This is a genomic window from Methylobacterium tarhaniae, assembly GCF_001043955.1.
In the GTDB taxonomy this organism is placed as follows: Bacteria; Pseudomonadota; Alphaproteobacteria; order Rhizobiales; family Beijerinckiaceae; genus Methylobacterium; species Methylobacterium tarhaniae.
This window is the reverse complement of sequence record NZ_LABZ01000129.1, coordinates 62,372-84,254: the sequence shown is the minus strand read 5'-3', so window position 1 is coordinate 84,254 and position 21,883 is coordinate 62,372. Positions and strand designations below refer to the sequence as shown.

The window sequence follows — 21,883 nt, the reverse complement described above, 5'->3', positions numbered from 1 at the left end:
GGCGAGGGCATGGGCGGGATCGGCGACGAGGCCGAGGGAGGCCACCCAGGCGATCTGCGGGGCGATGTGGCCCTCCGGCACCACGGCGCGGCCGCCCTGCGCGGCGGCGGCGGCCGCCAGCGCCGGGGCGGCGGAGCCGGCGAGCGCCGCGGGGCCGGCACCGAGGAGCCGCACGGCCTCCGGCAGCGGCAGCAGGGTCGGCGGCACGGCGATGCCGCCATCCTGGCTCAGGGCCTGGAAGTAGACATGGCCGTGACGGGCGTCGATCGCGGCGGCGAGCAGGTAGCCCTGGCCGAGGAAATCGTCCTCGGCGGCCAGCAGCGGCGCCAGCAGGGCCGACAGGGTGGTGACGCCGACGACCGGGATGCCGCAGGCGAGCCCCACCGCCCGGGCGGCGGAGAGCCCGACCCTGAGCCCGGTATAGGAGCCGGGGCCGACCGTGACGGCGACCCGGTCGAGGCTCTCGAACCCGCCCTCGACCCGGGCGATCACCCGCTCGACGAGGGGCAGCAGCGCCTCGGCATGGCCGCGCGCGAGATCCATGCTCTCCTGGGCCAGGGGCTCGGGCGAGTCGTCCGCCATGATGCAGGCCGCGCAGCGCTCGAGCGCCGTGTCGATGGCCAGGATACGCACTGCCTCAGGCTCCGCCCTCTCGCGTCCGCGGGTTCGACGCCGCGGCCGGGTCCGTGCCACCGGCCGCGCCGGGCCGATCATCGACCCGCCGCCTCGATCCCAGCGTGGCACGCACAGGTTAACACAATAAAGACCGCCCCGCGCATGGCGGGGCGGTCCGGTTCGCTTAGCCTTTAGATCATCCGCCGCCGGCGAGGAAACCGCCCGGCGGACGGAAACGGCGCGTTCAGGCGCGTCGCCGGATGCGGCGCGGGCTCACGAGACCGCCTGGACCTCGCGCACGTCCGGCAGGAAATGGCGGAAGAGGTTCTGCACGCCCTGGCGCAGGGTGGCGGTGGAGGACGGGCAGCCCGAGCAGGCGCCCTTCATCTCCAGGAAGACCACGCCGTCGCGAAATCCCCGGAAGGTGATGTCGCCGCCGTCGCCGGCGACCGCCGGGCGCACCCGGGTCTCGAGCAAGTCCTTGATCGTGGCGACCGTGTCGGCGTCGGCCTCGTCGAAGAACTCCTCGGCCGCCTCCTCCGGGGCGTGGCCGGCCTCGAGGACCGGGGCCCCCGACATGAAATGCTCCATGATGGCGCCGAGCACCGCGGGCTTGACCTGCGGCCAGCCGGGCTCGCCCTCGGCCTTGGTCACCGAGATGAAGTCGTGGCCGAGATAGACGCCGGAGACGCCCGCGACGCCGAACAGGGCGCGGGCCAGCGGCGAGCGCGCTGCGGCGCCCTCGTCCCGCGCCTCGAAGGTGCCCTCTTGCAGCACGACCTTGCCGGGCAGGAACTTCAGGGTGGCGGGGTTCGGGGTGGCTTCGGTCTGGATGAACATCGATGATCCTCGAAAAGTTCTCTGCGCCGGTTCAAGGCCGGCCGGGAACGGCGCTCGGGCCCGCACGGGCTCCCGCACCTGCCGGCAGATGTGGACCCGAACGCGCGAAAGCTCAATGGAGCACGTGATGGAGCGCCGAAGGCTCAGCCCGCGAGCGCCGTGATATCCGCCTCGCTCAGGGCGCCCGGCACGATCACCACCGGCACCGGGAAGCTGCCGGCGCTGCGCCCGGCGATCGAGGAGACGAGGGGGCCCGGCCCGTCGCTGCCGGCGGCGGCCCCCAGCACCAGGAAGGCGATGTCCTCGTCGGCCTCGATCTGGCGCAGGATCGCGTCGGCACGCTCGCCGGTGCGCACCACCAGTTCCGGATCGACGCCCGCGGCCTGCCGCGCCGACGCCGCGAGCGCCTCCAGGCGCTCGGTCGTCTCGGCCTCGGCCTCCGCCCGCATCGCGTCGCCGACGCCGAGCCATTCCATCGTCTCGGGCGGCTCGGCCACCGCCAGCATCACCACCCGCGCCCCGAGCCGCGCCGCCCGGCGCACGGCGAAATGCACCGCCCGGTCGCATTCCGGCGTCTCGTCGACCAGCACCATGAACTTGAGCCGATGCCCGGCCTCGAAGGACCGGCGCCGCTTGATCTCGACCATGCCCGGACGCGCTCCGCCGACCGGACGATGCTGCCCGCGCGGCCCGTGACCCGCAAGGGGGGATGCCCGCGGCCGGTCATAAAGGTCTTGGCCCGGCCCGGCCGGGGCGCGAATCACGGGGACAGGCGGGCGAGGAGCGCTTGCGGATTCTCCGCAACTCGCCCTGCCCCCGCGTGAGTGACTGGCCCGACAGATTACCGAAGGCCATAAAGCTCGCGACCTGCACATTCGACGAGCAGAAAGCGGATTTTTTCACCGCTTCCGGTTTGTAAGATAACGGCTCGACGCTTCGAGAGTGAATTTTTTCTCGATCGCGCGGGCGATTATCCTCTACCCAAGCAGTAACGCTCTGGTCAGCCTTGACGTGCAAACATGCGCCTCGCCGACCGGGGCGTGCATCTCGGGACGGCACGGGCGGGAGAGAACGGTGCTCGCAACTGACTTCATGGCGTTCCACGAGGCGTCCCGGCGCAACGGGATCATCCTGTCGTTCGGCGGCGACCTGTCCGAGAACGTGCTGTTCTCCCTCGGCGAGGTGCTGAAGCTGCGCATGCAGCAGGGGGCCACCGACGCGGCGGTGTCGAAACGCGTGTTCTCGGTCTTCGTCGAGCAGGCCCAGAACGTGATCCGCTACTCCGCCGACAAGCTGGTGCCGCACGGCTCGCCCGACGGCAGCATGGTCAGCGCCGGCATGATCGTGGTCGGAATCGAGGACGGGCGCTTCTTCGTCGCCTGCGGCAACGAGGTGCCGGGCGAGCAGGTCACGGGCCTGCGTGCCCGGCTCGAGCACATCGTCGGCCTGTCGGGCGACGAACTCAGGAAGTACTATCGCGAGCGGCTGCGCCAGCCCGCCGACGAGGGCAGCCTCGGCGGCAGCATCGGGCTGATCGAGATCGCCCGGCGCTCCAGCGCCCCGGTCGAGTACGATTTCCAGGCGCGCGGCGACGACCGCTGCTTCTTCTGCCTCAAGGCCTTCATCTGAGGCGCGCAACGATGGACCGGATCCAGATCCCCGCCACCAGCCGCTCGCCGCTGGTCGATTTCGACTTTCCCGCCGGGCGCCTGCTCCTGCGCGGCGAATCCTACCCCGAGGACGCCGCCACCTTCTATGGACCGCTGCTCCAGGCCCTGCGGGCCTGCCTGGAGGAGGGCGGCGGGCCGCTGACCTTCGACGTGGCCCTGTCCTACTTCAACTCGTCGAGCGCCAAGGCCTTGATGAACCTGTTCCTGCCCCTCGAGGACGCCGCCGAGGAGGGCCGCGAGGTGACGATCCGCTGGCTCTACGCCGAGGGTGACGACACCATCGCGGAAGCCGGCGAGGATTTCGCGGCAGATTTCTCGCATGCCCGGTTCGAGATGGTGCAGGAGACGGCGGCATGACGACCAGGGCGGCCCCGGGGCGGAAGGCGGCGACCGACGGCGAGGCTCCCCCGGAGCCCGACGCGGGCAAGCGAGGCGACGGCGTCACGACGTCCGGCGGGCCGGCCAACGTCTTCAGCCTGTTCGACAACGAGGAGGCCGTCCTCGACCGGACCGACGTGATGCTGACCCAGCTCGCCGCGGTGGCGGACGGGGTGAAGGTGCTGGCCGAGGCCTATCGCCGGGGCTATCGCGAGCAGCGCCGGCTGGTACGCCTGAGCGACCGGATGCAGGCCGACCTCCAGAAGGCCAACAAGCGCCTCGCCGAGCAGCAGCGCGACCTGCAATCCCTCAACCACGCCCTCTCGGGCGAGATCGAGACCAGCGCCCGGCTGGAGGCCGAGCTGCGCCGGCTCGCCGACACCGACCCGCTGACCGGCGCCCTCGCCCGCCGGCGCTTCCTCGAGGTCTGCGCCCGGGACTGGCCGCGCCGCGACGGGCAGAGCGCCTGCCTGCTGATGCTCGACCTCGACCGGTTCAAGCTCGTCAACGACAGCCACGGGCACGCCGCCGGCGACGCGGCCCTGATCGCCTTCGTCACCGCCTGCCGCTCGGCCCTGCGCTCCCTCGACGCCGTCGGGCGGCTCGGGGGCGAGGAATTCGCGGTCCTGCTGGTCGAGACCGGGCCCGAGGACGGGGCGGTGATCGCCGAGCGCATCCGCGCCGCCGTGGCGGCGAACCCCGTCGCCACCGAGGGCGGGCCGATCGGCATCACGGTCAGCATCGGGTTGGCCGAAGCCGGGCCGGCAGAAAGCCTCGAGGCAGCGATGCGCCGGGCCGACGCGGCCCTCTATGCCGCCAAGCATGGCGGCCGCAACCGGGTGGAGCGGGCGCCCGCCCCGGAGGCCGTACGGTGAGCGGCGAGCCGCTGGCACGAGGCGCGCCCCGCCGCGGCGGCTCCCTGCGGGGCGCCGGCCCGATGCGCCGGGGCGACGCGCTGGCCGGGCTCGGCTTCGCCGGGGTGCCGACCACGCAGGATGGCGGCGCCGACACGATGCGCCCGGGCGCCCTGCGCGGGGCCGCCCGCGGCCGCAACCTCGACGGCCTCGTCCACACCCTGTTCCTGCGCCTCTCGCCGGTGATCGCGGCCGTGGTGCTCACGACGCAGGTGGTGATCGCCTGGGTCAATTACGGCGACCAGATCCGGATCGAAGGCGAGCGCGCCCGGATGATGGCGGACATGACCGCCCGGGCCCTCGCCCATCCTGGCTGGACCGAGACCTATGGCCCGCAGCTCCAGGCCCTCGGCCTCGATCCCGCCTTCCGCTTCGCGGTCCTGCGCGACGCCGCGGGCGCCGTGGTGGCGCGGCTCGGCGAGGAGCCGCGGGGCCGCAGCTTCGAGCGCATCCAGGTCTCGGCCGCGATCGAGCCAGGCCCGGACGCCCGGCCCGCGGGCAGCCTGACGCTGGTCCTGTCGGCCGAGGGCCTGCGGGCCAATGCCGAGAAGCAGTTCGTGATGGTGCTCGGCGCCAGCCTGGCCCTGATCCTGGCCTTCGCGCTCTCCTTGCGGCTGGCCGTGGGGCGCCACGTGCTCGCGCCCCTGCGCCGGCTTCTGGCGGCCATGGGACAGGTCGAGCGCAAGGATTGGGTGACGGTCGACCTCGGCGGCAGCCGGCGGCCGAGCCGGGAGATCGCCGACATCTCCGCCGCCTTCAACCACATGGTCGAGGGGCTGAAGAGCGGCGACGAGGCCCGCCATCTCCTGGCCGAGCTGGAGCGTACCCATGCGCGCCTCGCCGAGGCGAACGGCCTGGTGATGGAGAGCCTCCAGTATGCCCGCCGCATCCAGCAGGCGGTGCTGCCGGGCCCGGAGGCCCTGCGCGGGCAGGCGCTCGAGGTCGCGGTCCTGTGGGAGCCCCTCCACGTCGTCGGCGGCGACTACTTCTGGATGGAGGAGATCGACGGTCTCGCCATCGTGGTGGTGGCCGATTGCACCGGCCACGGCGTGCCCGGCGCGTTCCTGACCCTGATCGTCGCCACCGCCCTCGACCGGATCCTGCACGACCAGGGCCTGCGCCGGCCTGAGGCGATCCTGGCGGCCCTCGACACGCTGGTGCGGGCCCGTCTGCGGCAGGAGGCGGGAGACGGGACGGGCGCCTCCGACGGGTCGGATGACGGGCTCGATTGCGGGATCTGCATCATCGACCGGGCGAACGGCGCCCTGCATTTCGCCGGGGCCGGCCTCGCCCTGACGGTGCTGGCCGGCGGCGAGACCACCCGGATCAAGGGCCGGCGCCACGGCCTCGGCTACCGGCGCACCGGCCGGGAGGACAGCCTCGCCGCGACCACGATCCCGCTCGCCGACGGCCAGACCGTCTTCCTGATGACGGACGGGGTCAGCGACCAGATGGGCGGGGCGTCGCGGCGGCTCCTCGGGCATCGGGGCGTCGCCGAGATCCTGAAGCGGCACCGCGACCTGCCGCTCGACGGCCAGGTGGCGGCCCTGGAGGCGGCGCTCGCCGCCCATCGCGGCTCCGAGCCGCGCCGGGACGACATGACCCTGGTGGCGTTCCGGACCGGCGGCAAGGCGGGGAGCCGCTGAGGTCCCCGCCCGGATCACATCGGGCCGATCAGAACCGGCAGATCCGGCGGGGGCCGTACGGCGTCGGGCGGATGAAGCAGCGGCGGCCATAGACCCGCGGCGGACCGTAGAAGCGGCGGCCATAGATTGGCCGGCAGCGGCCATAGGGACCGCGGGCGAAGCCGGGGCCGCAGCCCTGGGCGACCTGCGTCACCGGCGCCTCGGGGGCGAGCAGTCCGGCGAGGCCGGGCCCGGCCGGGGCGGCGCTCGCGGGAGCGGCCGCGAGGCCGCCGAACGCCAGGGCGGCGAGGCCGGCGAACTTCCAACGCGTCAGCATGGCGGATGGTCCTCCGTGTATCCCGCGGACCGGATGGTCCATGGAGCGGCCGGCGCCGAGGCCCGGCGCCGCAACCGAGCCGACAGAACCGCGAACGCCCAGCTTGGTTCCCCCCCTTCGGGCCCCCGTCCCTCGCCCTCCGATGCGCCGCGAAAAAGCCGGTCCCGGACGTGTCGACAAGCCGCGGTCGTTCCTGTATGGAGCCGGCAACTCACAACAGGACGCCGAAATCCTGACGCCGGATCCCATCCCGGGGCGCGGCGGCGACGGCAGGAGTTTGACCGATGAACATCATCCAGCAGCTCGAGCAGGAGCAGATCGCCCAGCTCAACAAGACGATCCCGGACTTCGAGCCCGGCGACACGGTTATCGTGAACGTCAAGGTGAAGGAAGGCGAGCGCAGCCGCGTGCAGGCCTATGAGGGCGTGGTCATCGCCCGCTCCGGCGGCGGCATCAACGAGAGCTTCACCGTCCGCAAGATCTCCTACGGCGAAGGCGTCGAGCGCGTCTTCCCGATCTACTCGCCGAACATCGATTCGATCAAGGTGGTCCGCCGCGGCAAGGTCCGTCGCGCCAAGCTGTACTACCTGCGCGATCGCCGCGGCAAGTCGGCCCGCATCGCCGAGCGCGCCGAGCGCGGCGCCGAGAAGGGCAAGAAGACCGCCGCCGCCGAGTAAGATTCGCTTCGCGAGTTCTCGCGGAGCCGAGAAGGCCGCCTCCCCTTCCGGGTCGAGGCGGCCTTTTTGCGTCTCGGAGCCTGTTTGAGTGAAACGACAGAATTGAAGCGCTCCATCGTCATCCCGGCGCCGCACAGCGAAGACCCGGATCGACGATGGACGACGTCCAGCTCCGTCGGCCGGTTCGAAGGCCTTCCCGCTCTATCCCGCCCCCAGGGCTCCCGGCCCGAACCCGGCCTTGCGCGCGAGGCCCGCCTCCTGCCGGAACTGCAGCTGCAACCCCCCGACCCTCAGGGCGCCGGAGCGGGCGAGCCGCCGCAGGGGTCCCAGCATCGACAGCATGAACCCGGCATCCGAGGCGTAGCGGCCGGCGAGGCGACGGGGGTTGCTGGCCAGCCGCCAGGCCCATTCGAGGCCGGTGCGGCGCAGGAAGGCCGGCGAGCGGGTCTGCTTGCCGAGCACGAACTCGAAGGCGGCGCCGCAGCACAGGATCGAGGGGGCGACCACGCCGGCCCGGCGCAGGCGCAGCGTCAGGATCTCGCTCTGCGGCGCACCGACGGCGATGAAGATCATGTCGGGTGCCGCCGCCCTCACCCGGGCGATCAGCTCGTCCACCGCCGCCGGTTCGTGGATGAAGCCGAAGGGCGGGCGCACCACGTCGAGGTGCCGGCTCGCCATCACCGCGCCGGCTTCCTCCGCCGTCACGTTGCCGATCACCAGGACCGAGCGGTCGCGCATGGCGTGACGGGCCGAGAGATGCTGCACCAGGTCGCTGCCGGTCGCGACGGTCATGCGCCGGCGCAGGAAGCAGGTGTTCAGGAGGTTGCTGTCGAGGGTGACGATCGTGGCCTGGCGGTAGCTCTCGCGAAATTCCGGCTCCCGCGCGAGGAGCCGCATATGCATCATGTTGAGGGTGAATACCGTGGTCCGGCCCCGGATCAGGGCCGTCGCCAGGGCATCGAAGCTCAGCCCCCGCACGACGCAGGTCGGGGCAGTATCCGCTAAGGTTGGCATAAGGGTGCTCCTTCGCGGACGAGTGTCGGAATCCGCCCCCTCCCCTGCCCAGATCGGAAAACGGCGGGGCGCCCCGCCCCGCCGGATTTGTCGTCACACGGGTCTATACGTCCGAAGCGGTAGAAACACCGGACCGTTCTGGCGTTGATCGGAGTGATTAGGGTGTAACGCGTACCCTCGCATTGGCACGATTACTTGGCCGCGCCGCCCGCCTAGCGTTCCAGCACGGAGATGGGACGGGGGACGGAATGCCGATCGTGAATGCGAGGATCGATGCCAGCGCCGCGCTCGCCGATCCCGCCCTCGTCAACGTCTACGGCTGTACGGTCGGGCCGGATACACGGATCGGGCCCTTCGTGGAGATCCAGCGCGGCGCCTCCGTCGGGGCGCGCTGCCGGATCGGCGCCAACGCCTTCCTGTGCGAGGGCGTGAGCCTCGCGGACGAGGTCACCGTCGGCCCCGGCGTGATGTTCACCAACGACCGCCATCCCCGCGCCGTCACGGCGGCGGGCACCCTGATGGGGCCGGAGGACTGGACCCTCGAGACAACCCGGGTCGGGCCGGGCGCGGTCATCGGCGCCAACGCCACGATCCTATGCGGCCTGACCATCGGGGCCGGCGCCCGGATCGCCCCCGGATCGGTCGTCACCCGCGACGTGCCGCCGGGCGCTCACGTCCGCGGCGTTCCCGCCCGCGGCGCGGCGTCCCCCTCTCACCCCCTCACTTCCTCTTCCCTGCTCGACCAAGCGGAGGCGTCATGATCGGGATCGGAGTCATCGGTTACGGCTATTTCGGGCCGAACATCGCCCGCTGCGTCGCGGAGGCGGGCGGCACCACGCTGAAGGCGATCGCCGATCCCTCGCCGGCCGCGCAAGCCCGGGCCGCCACCCGCCATCCCGGGGTGACGATCGACGAGACCTGGCAGCGCATGCTGACCGACCCGGAGATCGACGCGGTCGCCATCGCGACGCCGACCAAGCTGCATTACGAGATCGCCCTGGCGGCGCTGATGGCCGGCAAGCACGTGCTGGTCGAGAAGCCGATCACCCCGACCTCCCGCGAGGCGGCCCGCCTCGTGGCGGAAGCGGCCAAGCGCCGCCTGACGCTCATGGTCGACCACACCTTCGTGTATACCGGCGCGGTCCAGAAGATCCGCGAGCTGATCGACACTGGGGTCACCGGCGACCTGTTCTATTACGACTCGACGCGGATCAATTTCGGCCTGTTCCAGGACGACGTGAACGTGATCTGGGACCTGGCGGTGCACGACCTCGCCATCCTGGACTACCTGCTGCCGGCCGAGACCCTGGCGATCTCGGCCACCGGCGCCGGCCACATCAAGGGCAGCCCGGAGAACCTCGCCCACATCACCCTCTACCTCGAGGGCGGGGTCACCGCGCATCTCAACGTGAACTGGCTCGCGCCGGTGAAGATCCGCCGCACGCTGATCGGCGGCAGCCGGCGGATGATCGTCTTCGACGACATGGAGCCGAGCGAGAAGGTCAAGGTCTACGACCGCGGCGTCGAGTTCGACGAGCGGCCCTCGCAGGAGGAGATCCGGCGCATCCTGCCGGCCTACCGCATGGGCGACGTCTGGACCCCGCACATCCCGGTCAAGGAAGCGCTCGTCACCGAGATCGAGCACTTCGCCCGCTGCATCACCCACGGCGAGGTCCCGCTCACCTCCGGCGAGAGCGGGCTGCGCGTGGTGCGCCTGCTCGAGGCCGCCTCCCAGTCCCTGGCCCAGCGCGGCCATCCGATCGACCTGACTCCCCTGAGGGCCGCCTGATGATCCCGCTTCTCGACCTCGAGGCCCAGTACCGGGCCGTGCAGGAGCCCCTGGAAGAGGCGGTGCTGGCGGTGCTCCGCAGCGGCGCCTACGTCCTCGGGCCCCAGGTCGCCGCCTTCGAGCGCGACTTCGCGGCCCATTGCGGGACTGCGGAGGCCGTGTCGGTCTCGACCGGCACCGCCGCCCTCCATCTCGGGCTGGTCGCCGCCGGGGTGCGCCCGGGCGACGAGGTGATCACCGTCGGCATGACCTTCGTGGCCACCGTCGCGGCGATCCTCTATGCCGGGGCGAAGCCCGTCCTGGTCGATGTCGACCCGCAGACCTACACCATGGATCCGGCCGCGTTCGAGGCGGCGATCACGCCGCGCACCCGGGCGGTGATTCCGGTCCACCTGCACGGCCGCCTCGCCGACATGGCGGCGATCGGCTCCATCGCCGAGCGCCACGGCATCACGGTGGTGGAGGATGCGGCGCAAGCCCACGGCGCCGAGCGGAGCGGGCGCCGGGCCGGCGCCTTCGGGACGGTCGGCTGCTTCAGCTTCTACCCGGGCAAGAACCTCGGCGCCTGCGGCGAGGGCGGGGCGATCACCACCTCCGATCCGGACATCGCCAGGACCCTGCGCTCCTTGCGGGATTGGGGCCAGGAGGGGCGCTACAACCACGTCCGCCCGGGCTTCAACTACCGCCTCGACACCGTGCAGGCGGCCGCCCTGGGGGTGAAGCTGCGCTACCTCGACGGCTGGACCGAGGGCCGGCGGCGGGCGGCGGCGCGCTACGACGCGCTGCTCGCGCAGGCGGGCCTCAAGGCGCCGAAGGCCGGCGGGCGCGACCACGTCTACCACGTCTACGCCGTGCGGGTGCCGGACCGCGACGCGGTGCGGGCCCGGATGCAGGAGGCGGGCGTCGCCACCGGCATCCACTACCCGAAGGCGGTGCACCACCAGCCGGCCTATGCCGACCGGGTGCGCCTCGGCACGCCCTGCCCGGTCTCGGAGGCGCTGGCCGGCGAGTGGCTGTCCCTGCCGCTCTTCCCCGAGATCACCGACCGGCAGATCGCCACGGTCGTCTCGGCCCTCACCGACAGCCTTGGGACCGGGTTCTTTGGAGATGGTTATGCTGAAGCCGTGTGAGCCCTCCCGTCCCGCGATGTCCGGCTCTCTGGGCCGCGTCCTCGTCACCGGCGGGGCCGGCTTCGTCGGCTCCCACATCGTCGACCTCCTGGTCGAGCGGGGCTGCCGCGAGGTCGTCGTGGTCGACAACCTGGTCCGGGGCCGGACCGAGAACCTGTCCGGCGCCATGGCGTCGGGCGCGGTCGAGCTCGTCATCGGCGACATCCGCGACCGCGACCTGATGGCCGGGCTGGTGGCGGGCTGCGACACCGTCTTCCACCAGGCGGCGTTGCGCATCACCCATTGCGCCGCCGAGCCCGGTCAGGCGATCGAGGTGATGGTGGATGCCACCGCGAGCCTCGCCGAGCTCTGCGTCGCGGAAGGGGTGGGGAAGGTGGTCTACGCCTCCTCGGCCTCGGTCTACGGCATGGCCACGACCTTCCCGACCCCCGAGACCGAGCCGCATTCCGGCAACCGCACGCTCTACGGCGCGGCCAAGAGCTTCGGCGAGGGGCTGCTGCGGTCCTGGAACGACATGGCCGGGCTCGACTACGTCGCTTTGCGCTACTTCAACGTCTACGGCCCGCGCATGGACCTGCACGGGCGCTACACCGAGGTGCTGATCCGCTGGATGGAGCGGATCGCCCGGGGCGAGCCGCCGCTGATCTTCGGCGACGGCCTGCAGACCATGGACTTCGTCGACGTGCGCGACGTCGCCCGGGCCAACATCCTGGCGGCGCTCTCGCCGGCGACCGACGTGGCGCTCAATATCGGTCGCTCGGAGGAGACCTCGCTCCTCGGGCTGGCGCAACGCCTCGCCGCGGTGATGGGCCGGCCGGACCTGGTGCCGGTCCACGAGGCCGAGCGCAGCGTCAACCCGGTGCCCCGGCGCCTGGCCGATGTGAGCCTCGCCCGCGAGCTGACCGGCTTCAAGGCCGAGATCGGCCTCGACGAGGGCCTCGACACCCTGGTCGCCTGGTGGCGGCAGAACCGCACGCCCGTCGCCACCCCCGCCGCCCCCGCGATGGAGCTCGCCTCGTGATCCCGATCATCAAGCCGAACCTCGGCGAGGCCGAGGTCGAGGCGGCGAGCGCCGTCATCCGCTCCGGCTGGCTCACGCAGGGGCCGCAGGTCGCCGCCTTCGAGGCGGAGTTCGCGCAAGCCGTCGGGGCGCCGCATGCCTGCGCGGTGTCGAACTGCACCACGGCCCTGCATCTCGCGCTCCTCGCCGCGGGCGTCGGGCCCGGCGACGAGGTCATTACCGTCAGCCACACCTTCATCGCCTGCGCCAACGCCATCCGGCAATGCGGGGCCGAGCCGGTGCTGGTCGACATCGACCCCGTCACCCTCACCATCGATCCGGACCTCGCCGAGGCGGCGATCACGCCGCGCACCAAGGCGATCCTCGCGGTGCACCAGATCGGGATGCCCTGCGACATGGCCCGGCTGATCGGAATCGCCCGCCGGCACGGGATCCGCCTCGTCGAGGACGCCGCCTGCGCCATCGGCTCGGAGATCCTGATCGACGGGGCGTGGCAGCGGATCGGCCGGCCGCTGGGCGACGTCGCATGCTTCTCGATGCACCCGCGCAAGATCCTCACCACCGGCGAGGGCGGCATGCTGGTGACGCGCCACGCGGCCTGGGACCGGCAGTTCCGGCTCTGGCGCCAGCACGGGATGGGCGTCTCGGACGTCGCCCGCCATGCCAGCCGGGCCGTGGTGTTCGAGGATTACCCCACGACCGGATACAACTACCGATTGACCGACCTGCAGGCGGCGATCGGCCGGGTGCAGCTCGCGCGGCTCGACGCCATCGTGGCGGAGCGCCGCCGCCTCGCCGGCCTCTACGCGGAGGCCCTGGCGGGCCTGCCCGTCGAGGTCCCGGTCGAGCCGGACTGGGCCCGGTCCAACTGGCAGAGCTACGCCGTACGCCTGGGAACCGGCGCCGACCAGGTCGCGGTGATGCAGGGGCTGCTCGATCGCGGCATCGCCAGCCGCCGCGGCGTGATGTGCATCCACCTCGAGCCGGCCTATACCGACTTGGCCTTGCGCGCGCCCCTGCCCCATTCGGAGGCCGCCCGCGACCGCTGCATCCTGCTGCCGCTCTACGCCGGCATGGGCGAGGAGACCGTCCACGCCGTCGCGAGCGCCCTGGCGGACGCCCTCGCCGGCCGGCCGGCTCTGCCCCTCAGCGCCTGATATACTAGACCATACCGGAGACCCAGCAGCGGCGGGCATCGAGCCCGCCGCTGTTCTTTTGACGTCTCGACAGGTGCACCGCAACGTTGACCGTTAAAAATTATCAAACGATATGGCTGATTGGACATGCTTTGGATGATTGTCGATGACGGCGAAAGCGCGCCGTATCAGAACGGGCATATCAGGTCATATACATTAATTTATGTATGGGAGTCGCGATGCGGTGGATTGAGGACGATGGCTGGGGGTCGGTCCCTGTCCGGCTTAGCGCCAGGACCGGTACGCACCGAATTCCTCCGGTCACCGGCTCGCGAAAATCGGGGCATTCATGCCGTCGATGACGTTACGGTATTGACTCGTCAGTCTCTTGAAAACGATTCGATTTCCGACCCTCGCGTGACGTACTTAGACGTGCGACATCTCGCAGATCATCAAATTTAGAAGTCAAACCCACCATGGGACGGAGTGTGTTCCCATCGGGCCTCTTTGCGCGCCGACGGTACATGCCCCGAAGGAACTAATGTTCCATGACATTCTCTCACGATACACGTGTTGCGTGTATATCAATTCTCACCTTTTCGCCGATGATCAATCAAACGGCCGAAACTCATCAATGAAAGGCGGCATAGAACACCACTTTGAGGATTGTAACTGTTTTAAGGCCGTGTTAGGACTGAAATCAAGAGGAGCGGGGCGGGCCCGGTAGGCCGGATCGACTGGACCATGCAGTCGAGGGCTCGACTGCGCCGGCCTCCTCCAACGATCCGGCTCCGGAACAAGGGGTAGTCTTGCGCGGTCCGACCGAGCTGACACCATCACTCCGCGAGACCCGTCCAATAATAATGATCGATCGTACAGTGGTGGAGGTGAAGCATGTCGACGCCAGCTCTCGTTGATTACGGCCTCGCTTCGCGGGGCCGCAGACTGGTCGAAGTGAATGAGAACGTCGTGGAAGCGTTCGAGCCCGGCGACGAAGCGGGCCTGAAGCCGGCCATCGCGATCATCGAGCCGCGACAGCTGGTGCGGGAATGCCTGCGCAACTGCCTCGCCGAAGCGATCCCGGATCACGACGTCGTCACCTTCGCGTCGATCGACGAGTGGGAGCGGGGCAAGATCGGCCATCAGGACGGCGACCTGGTCGTGCTCTACTACGATCCCCGTGAGGCCGGCCGCGGCGCCGCCCAGCGCGAGGCCGCCCTGCGCTCGCGGATCGGGCCCAATACCAGCCTGGTCCTGCTATGCGACAGCGAGGATCCGGGCGAGATCGTCGAGCGTCTCAACGAGGGCGCTCGCGGCTACATCCCCACCAATGTCAGCCTGAAGGTGGCGATCGAGGCGATGCGCCTGGTGCGGGCCGGCGGCGTGTTCGTGCCGGCGAGCTGCCTGCTGCAGCGCCGGGGCGGCCCCGAGGAAACCGGCGCGGCCGACCCCCGCAGCCAGTTCACCCCGCGCCAGACGGCGGTGCTGGAGCAGCTGCAGAAGGGCAAGGCGAACAAGATCATCGCCTTCGAGCTCAACATGAAGGAGAGCACCGTCAAGGTGCATGTTCGCAACATCATGCGCAAGGTCGGGGCGACCAACCGGACCGAGGTGGCCATCCGGGCCTTCGAAACCCGCTCCGACCTGAAGTTGTGACGTCAAGGGGCGCGGGAGCGACATCCCGCACGGTCCCGCCTGGGGCGAGCCCCCGCCGCCCCACCGTGCTGCCAATCTCCCCGACGCGGTCGAGCCGGCCAGCGTCGGTTTTTCTATTTTCCGAAGATCTATGCTCCGGCGCGACAGGTCGGGGATCGAGCCGGATGCTTTGCTCGATCGGCGCGCCGAAACCTGTCTGACCGCCACCTCCGGGTTCTACACGCTCTTCGTCGGTCCGGGATCCGCTGCGCGACCCCGGACCGACGCTGAGGCTGCCCGCACTGTCGGGCAAGTCGAACAAGCCCTCAATCCTGTTCCGCCGTCACTCTCCCTCGAGCGGCGGCGGCGGCGGCGCCACGCGGGGGCCGGGGCCGCCCGGATGGGCGGCGGTGTTGTTGGTCACCATTGCCAGCACCGACAGGATCTTGTCCTTGTCCGACTGCAGGTGGTTGATCTGCTGCTCGGTGCAGCCCTCCTCCAGATAGGCGATCACCAGGGTGCGGGCGGCGGTGTCGGTGATGTAGCCGCCGAATTCCTGGAACGCCCGGGCGAGCGCCCGGCCCTCGCGGGTGGCGAGGCCGAGACGGGCGAGATCGACCTGGGGCGGGATCGCGAACAGCGCCCCCATGGGAATCACGCCGGTATGGCCATTGTGCCCGTTGCCATCGGTGGCGGTGGCCGGCCAGACGATGCGGGTCGGGCTCGCCTGGCTCGTGCTCGCCGACATCGCGATGGCGTGACGGATCTCGCCCCGATCGAGCTCGGCCCGGCGCACCAGGCCGCCGATGAGGGAGCCGCCGAAGGCGCGCACCCCCTCCGACGTCCCCGCCTTGGCGGCGATGCCGCTGCCGCGCAGGTCGGTGCGGACGAGGTATTGCGCCGAGTAGAGGTTGCGGGCGGCATCGAAGGCGCCGAGCCAGACCTCGTAGGCGTAGCGGCCCTCCGCATCCACGAGCACCGCATGCCGGTCGGTGCCGCCCAGGAAGGCGATCCCGGGCGGGGTGCGCAGGGAGAAGCGGCCGCCGCCGGGACTGCCGCCATACGGCCAGGGCACCGTCGGCGGCCGTCCGCGATAGGTCCAGGTCCGCTCCGGATCGCCGGCGCCCTGGCGGTAGATCCCGAAGGCGTGGCCGCCGATCCATGCGAAGGCCCCCGCCGGGCCGCCGGCATTCTGGTTGCGCAGGAGCGCCGTCTCGGCGGCCTCGCCGGGCTGGAACGTGGCTTCGCGGCCGAGCGGGGTGTTCCAGATGCTCGTCGACGCGAAGGGCTGCGCGACCGGGTCGCGATACGGGCTCTCGGCCAGCGCGGGGGCGCCCTGCAGGGCCAGGCCGAGGGCGAGGAGGGCGGCGGAGCGGTGCATCGGCGCGGATCTCCCGGGAGGACGAGCGACGGCAGGGCAGCCGCGAGGGTAACGGATCCGGCCTCGGCACGGAGCGTCGTCTTCGGGGCGTCCGCCGGGCCCGCGCGTCACCCGGACGACGCGCCGACCCTGCGCCTTTCGGTGAGGCCCGCCGCCTTTCGCGCGGGCCAAGCCGCCGGATTATCCGCTCCCGCCCGCCCGGCCGGCCTCTAAGCTCCCGTCCGCGACCGCGCGCCGGCCGCGCTCAGCCAGGATGCGGGACGACCATGACGGGAGCCGGTTCGATGCAGTGGATCCTCGCGGTCCCCTTCCTGTACGACGAGGGCGGCGACTGGATCACCCACCATGTCGGCGCCCCCCACCGCTTCACGACGGCGCCGGCGCCTTACGCGCATGACCGCTCGCGCGCCGCGACCGGAGCGTCGGAATGGTCCGACTACCTGCGTCATGCCTGGCAGGCCTGGCGCCTGGTGCGGGCGGCGCCCCGGGGCCGGGTCGGCATCATGACCGGCTTCCCTCAGCTCGCCGTGGCGGCCGCCCTGGTCAAGCTCGTCCTCGGGCGGCGGGACGTCCCGCTCGTCGCCTGGTGCTTCAATCTCGGCCGGACGCCCGGCGGCTGGAAGGCGCGGCTGGCCCGCCTGGTGCTGCGGCAGGTCGACGTGTTCGTGGTGCATTCCCGCCGCGAGATCGCGCTCTACGCCGACTGGCTCGACCTGCCCCGCGACCGGTTCGCGTTCGTGCCCCTGTCGATCCACGACGAGCCGCGGGAGACGCACGAGGACGAGGCGGCGCCGTTCATCCTCGCCATGGGCTCGGCCAACCGGGACTACGCCACCCTGGCGGCCGCCGCCGCGTCCCTCGGGCTGCCGACCGTGATCGTCGCCGGCGCCCACGCCGTCGCGGACCTGGCGCTCCCGCCGAACGTCACGGTGCGGAGCGGCCTCGGGATCGCCGAGTGCCACGACCTGTGCGGCCGGGCCCGGGTCAACGTCGTGCCCCTGCGCAACACCACCTTCACCTCGGGCCAGGTCACGGTGCTGGAGGCGATGATGCTGGCCAAGCCCGTGGTGGCGACCCGGGCGGCAGGGACCGAGGATTACGTGATCGAGGGGCAGAACGGCCTCCTGGTGCCGCCGGAAGACCCCGCCGCCCTCGCCGCCGCCATCAAGGCCCTGTGGGACGATCCCGCCGCGCGGGCCCGTCTCGGCGCCGAGGCGCGCCGCACCGTGGCGGAGGGCACCACGTTCCGGGCCGTCGCCCCCGCGATGGCAGCGGTGCTGGAGGCGGCCCGGATCCGGGTGGCCGGTCGGTCCGCCCCGGCTCTTCGGGCCGAGCCGTGGCGAGGCCAGGCCGGCTGAGCCGGTGCTCGACGGGTCCGCCCCCGCCTGGATTCCGCAGGATCTCGCGCCGGGCCACTGTCCGGGGGCATGTCCTCCTCCGGACAGCCCTGCGGCGCGCGAGACGCGTCTTACGTCGAAGGTCCTTCCCCGGCCCGCTCCGTTCGCACCCACACGGTCTGCCGGCGCAAGGCGAAGCGCGCCAGGATCCCGGCCTTGCCGGCAACGAGGCGCGGCAGGGCGCGCAGATCCTGCCACCGCAGCAGGCCGCCGCCCCAGCGCCGGGCCGCGAGGGCGAAGGCGAGGACGAGGACGGCGAGGCTGGTCGCCGCGATCAGCAGCGGAGCGGCCCCGCCGCCGACGGCCCACCACGCGAGGGCAGCGCCGAGGAGCCCGGCCTCGACGAGGGCGAGGGTCACGAGAGGCAGCACGCAGAGATCGAGGGCCATGGCGGCGAGCCGGGCATCGCCCCGGCGCAGGGCGGCGCGGGCGAGCGCGGCGGCATAGGGCAGGATCAGCGAGAGATGGCCGTGCTCCCAGCGGGTCTGCTGGGCACGGCGCGCCGCCGCACCGGCGGGAAGCGTGCTCGTCACCTCGGCCTCCGGGCAGAAGCGGGGCGGATGGCCGGCCAGCGCCAGGTCGAGGCCGAGCTTGAGGTCCTCGGCGAGGTGCCCGTTCGCCAGCCCGACCTCGCCGAGGAGGCGCGTCGGCACCGCGAAGCCGGTGCCGGAGATGCCGCAGGGCCAGCCGAGGCGGCTTCCCCCGAGGGGCCTGCCGATCTGCTTCACCACCGTGGCGACGGTCGCGAGGCGCAGGGACGAGGAGGCCTGGAGCGGCGGATCGAGGCGGTAGGCCGCCTGGACCGGCCCGCCGATCGCGGCGCTCAGGCGCGCGATTCGGTCGAGACCGGCCGGCGCCAGGGCGCAATCGGCATCCACCACCACCAGCGTCTCGGGCAGGCCGGTACGGGCGAGGTGGCGATAGCCATAATCGAGGGCGTACCCCTTGCCGCGCCGTGCGGGATCGTGGCGCTCCACCACCTCGGCCCCGGCGGACCGGGCGGCGGCGGCGGTGGCATCGCGGCAATTGTCGGCCACCACCAGGAGGCGGTCGCCGGGGCACAGGCCGGGGCGCAGGGCGGCCACCGTGGCGGCGATCTGGCCGGCCTCGTCGTGGGCCGGGACCAGCACCGCCAGGGACGGGCGTCGCGAGGGCACCGGTGCCGGGCGCAGGGCCGGCAGCGAGGCCAGCACCTGTGCGGCGAACACGGCGACCGGCACCGCGCCGGCGAGCATCAGGGCGCAGAGGGTCAGATCGATGAGGGTCATGAGGGCGCGGATCCTCGCCCGGCCGCGCGCCAGGCGCAGCCGGGACGTGACGGGACGAAGCTCAGTAGGCGGCCTGCGGGCGGACGACCTCGCGCAGCGTCATGGCGAGGATGATGACGTCGAGCAGGGGCGACCAATGCTCGATATAGGCGAGGTCGAGATCGACCCGGCGCTGCATCGCGGCGGCGTTCGGGGTCTCGCCGCGGCAGCCGCGCACCTGGGCCCAGCCGGTAATGCCCGGGCGCATCGCATGCCGCTCGGCGTAGCGGGCGACGATACCGGCGAACTGGGCGTCATGGGCCACCGCGTGCGGCCTCGGCCCGACCAGCGACATCGAGCCGAGGAGCACGTTCACCAGCTGGGGCAGCTCGTCGAGGCTGGTGCGGCGCAAGAACCGGCCGATGCGGGTCACCCGCGGGTCGTCGGGCCGGGCCTGCCGGATCACGCTGCCGTTCTCGCAGCAGGTCATGGTGCGGAACTTCCAGACCCGGAACGGCCGGTTGCCGAGCCCGATGCGGGTCTGGCGAAACAGCACCGGCCCGCGCGAATCGCACTTGATCAGCACCGCGATGGCGAGGAGCAGGGGCAGCAGCAGCACGAGGCCGAGGGCGGACCCCACCACGTCGACGGCGCGCTTGAACGCCAGGGCCGCACCGCGCCGCGACACCACCGGGTGCGCCAGGACGGCGGGCGGCGGAGCGCCGGCCTCCGCCGCCGGCGCGAGCGGCACGAGCCCGGGGGCGAGCAGCAGCGCCAGGCCGCCGCCATCCAGCCCGGCTCGCCCCAGCCCGCTACTGCCAAGTTCATCACCGCCGTCCACGCGGGATTGCGGTCGTACGCCACGAGCCATTCGCCCTCTCCACCGTTAACGAGCGGTTAAAGATAGGCAGACGCGCGACCGTCAGGTCAATTTCGACACAATATCATCCGGGTATACGTCGCCTCATCTTAAGATACCCCCTTCGGGGTGCGCAGATTGCGACGGAAGAGGCGTAGGCGACGACGGGGCGAACGGGCAAGGCGCGGGGGCAAGGCGCGGCGGGTGGTGCGGCGCCTACCGCTTATTGGGAGGCTGCGCGGCGTGGCCGGACGGCCGAGGCTTGACCCATCCTCGGTACGAGGCCGGCGCCGCGCTAGCGGGCAAGAGGCCTTGAACGAGGCCTTGAACGAGACCTTGGACGAGACCTTGCCGGCACGAGAAGGCCTGATCCGCATGCGAGCAGCACCCCGTCTTCCCGCCTCTCTCCGGCGCGGTCTCCTTCTCGGCGCGATGTGTTTGCCGGCCGGGCTCGCGAGCGCGGCCAGCGGGCAGCGTCCCACCCCCTCCACGGCCCCGCCGGTGGCCGCCACCCAAGGGGCGTCCCAAGGGATCTCGCAGGGGATCTCCCAAGGGACCTCCCAAGGGACCTCCGGTACGGGTACCAGCGCGCCTGCTGCCGGCGCGACCAGCCTTGCGGGCTACGCCCTCGGACCGCTCGACCGCATCCGGCTCCGGGTGTTCGAGTGGCGGGCGAGCCGCGACGAGATCTTCGCCTGGACGGCGCTCAACGACGAGTTCACCATCGGGGCGGACGGCACGCTGTCCCTGCCGATCATCGGCGACATCCCGGTGGCCGGGCTGCCGACCCGGGAGGTCAGCCGCCTGGTGGCGCGGCGCCTGCGCGACCGGATGGAGCTGGCGGATGCCCCCGACACCGCGGTCGAGATCGCCGTCTACCGGCCGTTCTACATCAGCGGCGCGGTCGACAAGCCCGGCGAGTACGCCTTCCGGCCGGGGCTCACGGTGGCCAAGGCGGTGGCGCTGGCGGGCGGACCGCCGCGGGTGACCGATGGCGGCCTCCTGCGCCTGGAGCGCGACGCGATCACCGCGCGGGGCGACCTCGCCGGCCTGCACAAGGACCGCGACCAGCTGACGATCCGCCTCCTGCGCCTCGCCGCCGAGCGCGACGACAAGCCGAAGATCGATTTCCCGAAGGAGCTGGCCTCGCGGCCGGATCCGGGCGTCCTGGCGCTCATCGACCGCGAGACCGCGATCTTCGAGGCGAGGCGCAAGGCGCTGGCGACGCAGGTCGACGCGATCGAGGACCTCAAGCGCTTCCTGCGCCAGCAGATCGACGCGCTGAACGGCCAGCTCGCCACGATCGACACCCAGATCAAGCTGATCGCCACCGAGATCCGCAGCAACGAGCAGCTCGCCGAGCGCGGCCTCGCCACGCAGCAGCGCACCGTCGCGGCCGGCCGCTCGATGGCCCAGATGGAGAGCGAGAAGCTGCGCACCACCACCGAGCTGCTGCGGGCCCGCGAATCGATCTCCCGGGCCGACCTCTCGATCCTCGACATGCGCAGCCGTCGCGCCACCGAGGTCACCGGGGAGATGCGCGACACCGAGCGGCAGCTCCAGCAGCTGAAGCCCCGGATGGAGGTGGCCGAGCGGCTGATCCTCGAAGCCGAGGTCTCCGCCCCTCGCTTCCTCACCGACCGCGCCCAGGCCCGCCGCGCCAAGCCGACCTACCGCATCGCCCGCCAGAGCGGCGCGGGCGTGCAGGAGATCGGCGCCGACGACACCACGACGCTGATGCCGGGCGATTCGGTGAGCGTCGAGCTGCCCAATATCGACCTGCCGGCCGTGTCCTGGCCGGCGCCGCGGACGGGGGCGATGACGTCGCTGAACTGACGGCGTCCGTTCAGCCCCGGCCGCGCCACCACGCCACGAGGCTCGCCCACCGGGCCTCCAGCCACCGGGCCGACCGCTCCAGCGACGGCTTCATTCCGGGAATGTCCTCGCTGAGGAGGGCGAGGCCCAGGGGCAGCATCCACAGCCCGAAGATCGGCAGGATCGCCAGGAAGCCGCCCAGGATCAGCAGCAGCGCGGCCGGGATGCGGACCCAGCGCCGGGACGGGGCGCGCAGCCAGGCGATCGAATCCCCCACTCGCTTCGGCAGCAGGTCGAGGAGCCGGGCGATCCGGTCGTCCCAGGCCTGCGCCAGCGGGTTCGGGGAGTGCGGCATCGCCGTCGGGACGCGCGGGCGCGTGGTCGTGTCGTCGCTGATCATGGT

At 71.8% G+C, this 21,883-nt stretch carries 22 protein-coding genes; 13 read left to right on the top strand and 9 right to left on the bottom strand.

What is annotated here, in order from left to right:
* The 3 genes from tsaB to VQ03_RS18710 form a co-directional block, all read right to left on the bottom strand.
* A partial coding sequence (gene tsaB / locus VQ03_RS18720; protein ID WP_048452393.1) for a tRNA (adenosine(37)-N6)-threonylcarbamoyltransferase complex dimerization subunit type 1 TsaB occupies nucleotides 1-633 on the bottom strand: 633 nt, incomplete at its 3' end.
* A 255-nt stretch (nucleotides 634-888) separates the two neighbouring features.
* Entirely contained in the window at nucleotides 889-1,455 is a 567-nt protein-coding gene (locus VQ03_RS18715) for a NifU family protein (protein ID WP_048452392.1), read from the bottom strand.
* Between the two features lie 143 nt (nucleotides 1,456-1,598).
* The gene (locus VQ03_RS18710; RefSeq protein WP_048452391.1) at nucleotides 1,599-2,102 is read right to left on the bottom strand and encodes a universal stress protein; all 504 of its coding nucleotides are present in this window, start codon (nucleotides 2,100-2,102) and stop codon (nucleotides 1,599-1,601) included.
* 427 nt (nucleotides 2,103-2,529) lie between these two features.
* Here VQ03_RS18710 and VQ03_RS18705 point away from each other — a divergent pair, with 427 nt between their 5' ends.
* From VQ03_RS18705 to VQ03_RS18690, 4 genes are read left to right on the top strand one after another with little or no spacing between them, the layout of a single operon-like run.
* Entirely contained in the window at nucleotides 2,530-3,084 is a 555-nt protein-coding gene (locus VQ03_RS18705; protein WP_048452390.1) for a SiaB family protein kinase, read from the top strand.
* Nucleotides 3,085-3,095: 11 nt separating this feature from the next.
* On the top strand, nucleotides 3,096-3,482 hold the full coding sequence (locus VQ03_RS18700) for a DUF1987 domain-containing protein (RefSeq protein ID WP_048452389.1): 387 nt from the start codon (nucleotides 3,096-3,098) through the stop codon (nucleotides 3,480-3,482).
* Nucleotides 3,479-4,378 carry a GGDEF domain-containing protein gene (locus VQ03_RS18695; RefSeq protein ID WP_083468091.1) on the top strand — a complete coding sequence of 300 codons (900 nt, stop codon included), beginning with the start codon at nucleotides 3,479-3,481 and terminating at the stop codon, nucleotides 4,376-4,378. The genes VQ03_RS18700 and VQ03_RS18695 overlap by 4 nt, the downstream gene beginning before the upstream one ends.
* Nucleotides 4,375-6,063: a SpoIIE family protein phosphatase gene (locus VQ03_RS18690; RefSeq protein WP_245292129.1), complete on the top strand. Its 1,689-nt coding sequence runs from the start codon at nucleotides 4,375-4,377 to the stop codon at nucleotides 6,061-6,063. Before VQ03_RS18695 ends, VQ03_RS18690 begins: the two co-directional genes overlap by 4 nt.
* Nucleotides 6,064-6,091: 28 nt before the next feature.
* On the opposite strand, the gene VQ03_RS18685 is transcribed toward VQ03_RS18690, so the two are convergent.
* Nucleotides 6,092-6,379, bottom strand: coding sequence for a GCG_CRPN prefix-to-repeats domain-containing protein (locus tag VQ03_RS18685; protein WP_157064165.1), 288 nt, complete (start codon nucleotides 6,377-6,379; stop codon nucleotides 6,092-6,094).
* Between the two features lie 284 nt (nucleotides 6,380-6,663).
* Between VQ03_RS18685 and rplS the strand changes: the two genes are divergently transcribed.
* Entirely contained in the window at nucleotides 6,664-7,056 is a 393-nt protein-coding gene (gene rplS / locus VQ03_RS18680) for a 50S ribosomal protein L19 (protein WP_048452388.1), read from the top strand.
* Between the two features lie 201 nt (nucleotides 7,057-7,257).
* On the opposite strand, the gene VQ03_RS31095 is transcribed toward rplS, so the two are convergent.
* Entirely contained in the window at nucleotides 7,258-8,070 is an 813-nt protein-coding gene (locus VQ03_RS31095; protein WP_083468090.1) for a WecB/TagA/CpsF family glycosyltransferase, read from the bottom strand.
* Nucleotides 8,071-8,318: 248 nt separating this feature from the next.
* Here VQ03_RS31095 and VQ03_RS18670 point away from each other — a divergent pair, with 248 nt between their 5' ends.
* The 6 genes from VQ03_RS18670 to VQ03_RS18645 all read left to right on the top strand — a co-directional run bounded on the left by VQ03_RS18670 (nucleotide 8,319) and on the right by VQ03_RS18645 (nucleotide 14,802).
* Nucleotides 8,319-8,831, top strand: coding sequence for an acyltransferase (locus VQ03_RS18670; protein WP_048452387.1), 513 nt, complete (start codon nucleotides 8,319-8,321; stop codon nucleotides 8,829-8,831).
* Nucleotides 8,828-9,859, top strand: coding sequence for a Gfo/Idh/MocA family protein (locus VQ03_RS18665; RefSeq protein WP_048452386.1), 1,032 nt, complete (start codon nucleotides 8,828-8,830; stop codon nucleotides 9,857-9,859). The genes VQ03_RS18670 and VQ03_RS18665 overlap by 4 nt, the downstream gene beginning before the upstream one ends.
* Nucleotides 9,859-10,989 (top strand): DegT/DnrJ/EryC1/StrS family aminotransferase, encoded by a 1,131-nt coding sequence (locus VQ03_RS18660; RefSeq protein WP_048452385.1) that lies wholly within the window; start codon nucleotides 9,859-9,861, stop codon nucleotides 10,987-10,989. The genes VQ03_RS18665 and VQ03_RS18660 overlap by 1 nt, the downstream gene beginning before the upstream one ends.
* Nucleotides 10,990-11,005: 16 nt before the next feature.
* Complete coding sequence (locus VQ03_RS18655; RefSeq protein WP_245292128.1) at nucleotides 11,006-12,010, top strand: NAD-dependent epimerase/dehydratase family protein; 1,005 nt, start codon at nucleotides 11,006-11,008, stop codon at nucleotides 12,008-12,010.
* A complete protein-coding gene (locus VQ03_RS18650; protein WP_048452383.1) occupies nucleotides 12,007-13,167 on the top strand; it encodes a DegT/DnrJ/EryC1/StrS family aminotransferase in 1,161 nt (386 codons plus the stop codon). The genes VQ03_RS18655 and VQ03_RS18650 overlap by 4 nt, the downstream gene beginning before the upstream one ends.
* 948 nt (nucleotides 13,168-14,115) lie before the next feature.
* Nucleotides 14,116-14,802 carry a LuxR C-terminal-related transcriptional regulator gene (locus tag VQ03_RS18645; RefSeq protein WP_053078654.1) on the top strand — a complete coding sequence of 229 codons (687 nt, stop codon included), beginning with the start codon at nucleotides 14,116-14,118 and terminating at the stop codon, nucleotides 14,800-14,802.
* Between the two features lie 322 nt (nucleotides 14,803-15,124).
* Here VQ03_RS18645 and VQ03_RS18640 read toward each other — a convergent pair whose 3' ends face one another.
* The gene (locus tag VQ03_RS18640) at nucleotides 15,125-16,162 is read right to left on the bottom strand and encodes a hypothetical protein (protein ID WP_048452382.1); all 1,038 of its coding nucleotides are present in this window, start codon (nucleotides 16,160-16,162) and stop codon (nucleotides 15,125-15,127) included.
* A 284-nt stretch (nucleotides 16,163-16,446) separates the two neighbouring features.
* On the opposite strand from VQ03_RS18640, the gene VQ03_RS18635 reads away from it, so the two are divergent.
* On the top strand, nucleotides 16,447-17,520 hold the full coding sequence (locus VQ03_RS18635) for a glycosyltransferase (protein ID WP_053078653.1): 1,074 nt from the start codon (nucleotides 16,447-16,449) through the stop codon (nucleotides 17,518-17,520).
* Nucleotides 17,521-17,630: 110 nt separating this feature from the next.
* Here VQ03_RS18635 and VQ03_RS18630 read toward each other — a convergent pair whose 3' ends face one another.
* Together VQ03_RS18630 and VQ03_RS18625 are read right to left on the bottom strand one after the other, a co-directional pair.
* A complete protein-coding gene (locus tag VQ03_RS18630; protein WP_048452381.1) occupies nucleotides 17,631-18,827 on the bottom strand; it encodes a glycosyltransferase family 2 protein in 1,197 nt (398 codons plus the stop codon).
* 61 nt (nucleotides 18,828-18,888) lie between these two features.
* Nucleotides 18,889-19,647 carry an exopolysaccharide biosynthesis polyprenyl glycosylphosphotransferase gene (locus VQ03_RS18625; RefSeq protein ID WP_245292127.1) on the bottom strand — a complete coding sequence of 253 codons (759 nt, stop codon included), beginning with the start codon at nucleotides 19,645-19,647 and terminating at the stop codon, nucleotides 18,889-18,891.
* A gap of 519 nt (nucleotides 19,648-20,166) precedes the next feature.
* On the opposite strand from VQ03_RS18625, the gene VQ03_RS18620 reads away from it, so the two are divergent.
* The gene (locus VQ03_RS18620; protein WP_157064163.1) at nucleotides 20,167-21,501 is read left to right on the top strand and encodes a polysaccharide biosynthesis/export family protein; all 1,335 of its coding nucleotides are present in this window, start codon (nucleotides 20,167-20,169) and stop codon (nucleotides 21,499-21,501) included.
* A 10-nt stretch (nucleotides 21,502-21,511) separates the two neighbouring features.
* Here VQ03_RS18620 and VQ03_RS18615 read toward each other — a convergent pair whose 3' ends face one another.
* Entirely contained in the window at nucleotides 21,512-21,880 is a 369-nt protein-coding gene (locus tag VQ03_RS18615) for a hypothetical protein (RefSeq protein ID WP_048452380.1), read from the bottom strand.
* Nucleotides 21,881-21,883 lie beyond the last annotated feature (3 nt).

Coding starts and splice junctions, on each gene's coding strand:
- VQ03_RS18635 (WP_053078653.1), top strand. CDS start 16,447: ATGCAGTGGATCCTCGCGGTCCCCTTCCTGTACGACGAGGGCGGCGAC.
- VQ03_RS18710 (WP_048452391.1), bottom strand. CDS start 2,102: ATGGTCGAGATCAAGCGGCGCCGGTCCTTCGAGGCCGGGCATCGGCTC.
- VQ03_RS18655 (WP_245292128.1), top strand. CDS start 11,006: ATGTCCGGCTCTCTGGGCCGCGTCCTCGTCACCGGCGGGGCCGGCTTC.
- rplS (WP_048452388.1), top strand. CDS start 6,664: ATGAACATCATCCAGCAGCTCGAGCAGGAGCAGATCGCCCAGCTCAAC.
- VQ03_RS18700 (WP_048452389.1), top strand. CDS start 3,096: ATGGACCGGATCCAGATCCCCGCCACCAGCCGCTCGCCGCTGGTCGAT.
- VQ03_RS18715 (WP_048452392.1), bottom strand. CDS start 1,455: ATGTTCATCCAGACCGAAGCCACCCCGAACCCCGCCACCCTGAAGTTC.
- VQ03_RS18665 (WP_048452386.1), top strand. CDS start 8,828: ATGATCGGGATCGGAGTCATCGGTTACGGCTATTTCGGGCCGAACATC.
- VQ03_RS18685 (WP_157064165.1), bottom strand. CDS start 6,379: ATGCTGACGCGTTGGAAGTTCGCCGGCCTCGCCGCCCTGGCGTTCGGC.
- VQ03_RS31095 (WP_083468090.1), bottom strand. CDS start 8,070: ATGCCAACCTTAGCGGATACTGCCCCGACCTGCGTCGTGCGGGGGCTG.
- VQ03_RS18640 (WP_048452382.1), bottom strand. CDS start 16,162: ATGCACCGCTCCGCCGCCCTCCTCGCCCTCGGCCTGGCCCTGCAGGGC.
- VQ03_RS18670 (WP_048452387.1), top strand. CDS start 8,319: ATGCCGATCGTGAATGCGAGGATCGATGCCAGCGCCGCGCTCGCCGAT.
- VQ03_RS18660 (WP_048452385.1), top strand. CDS start 9,859: ATGATCCCGCTTCTCGACCTCGAGGCCCAGTACCGGGCCGTGCAGGAG.
- VQ03_RS18630 (WP_048452381.1), bottom strand. CDS start 18,827: ATGACCCTCATCGATCTGACCCTCTGCGCCCTGATGCTCGCCGGCGCG.
- VQ03_RS18615 (WP_048452380.1), bottom strand. CDS start 21,880: ATGATCAGCGACGACACGACCACGCGCCCGCGCGTCCCGACGGCGATG.
- VQ03_RS18695 (WP_083468091.1), top strand. CDS start 3,479: ATGACGACCAGGGCGGCCCCGGGGCGGAAGGCGGCGACCGACGGCGAG.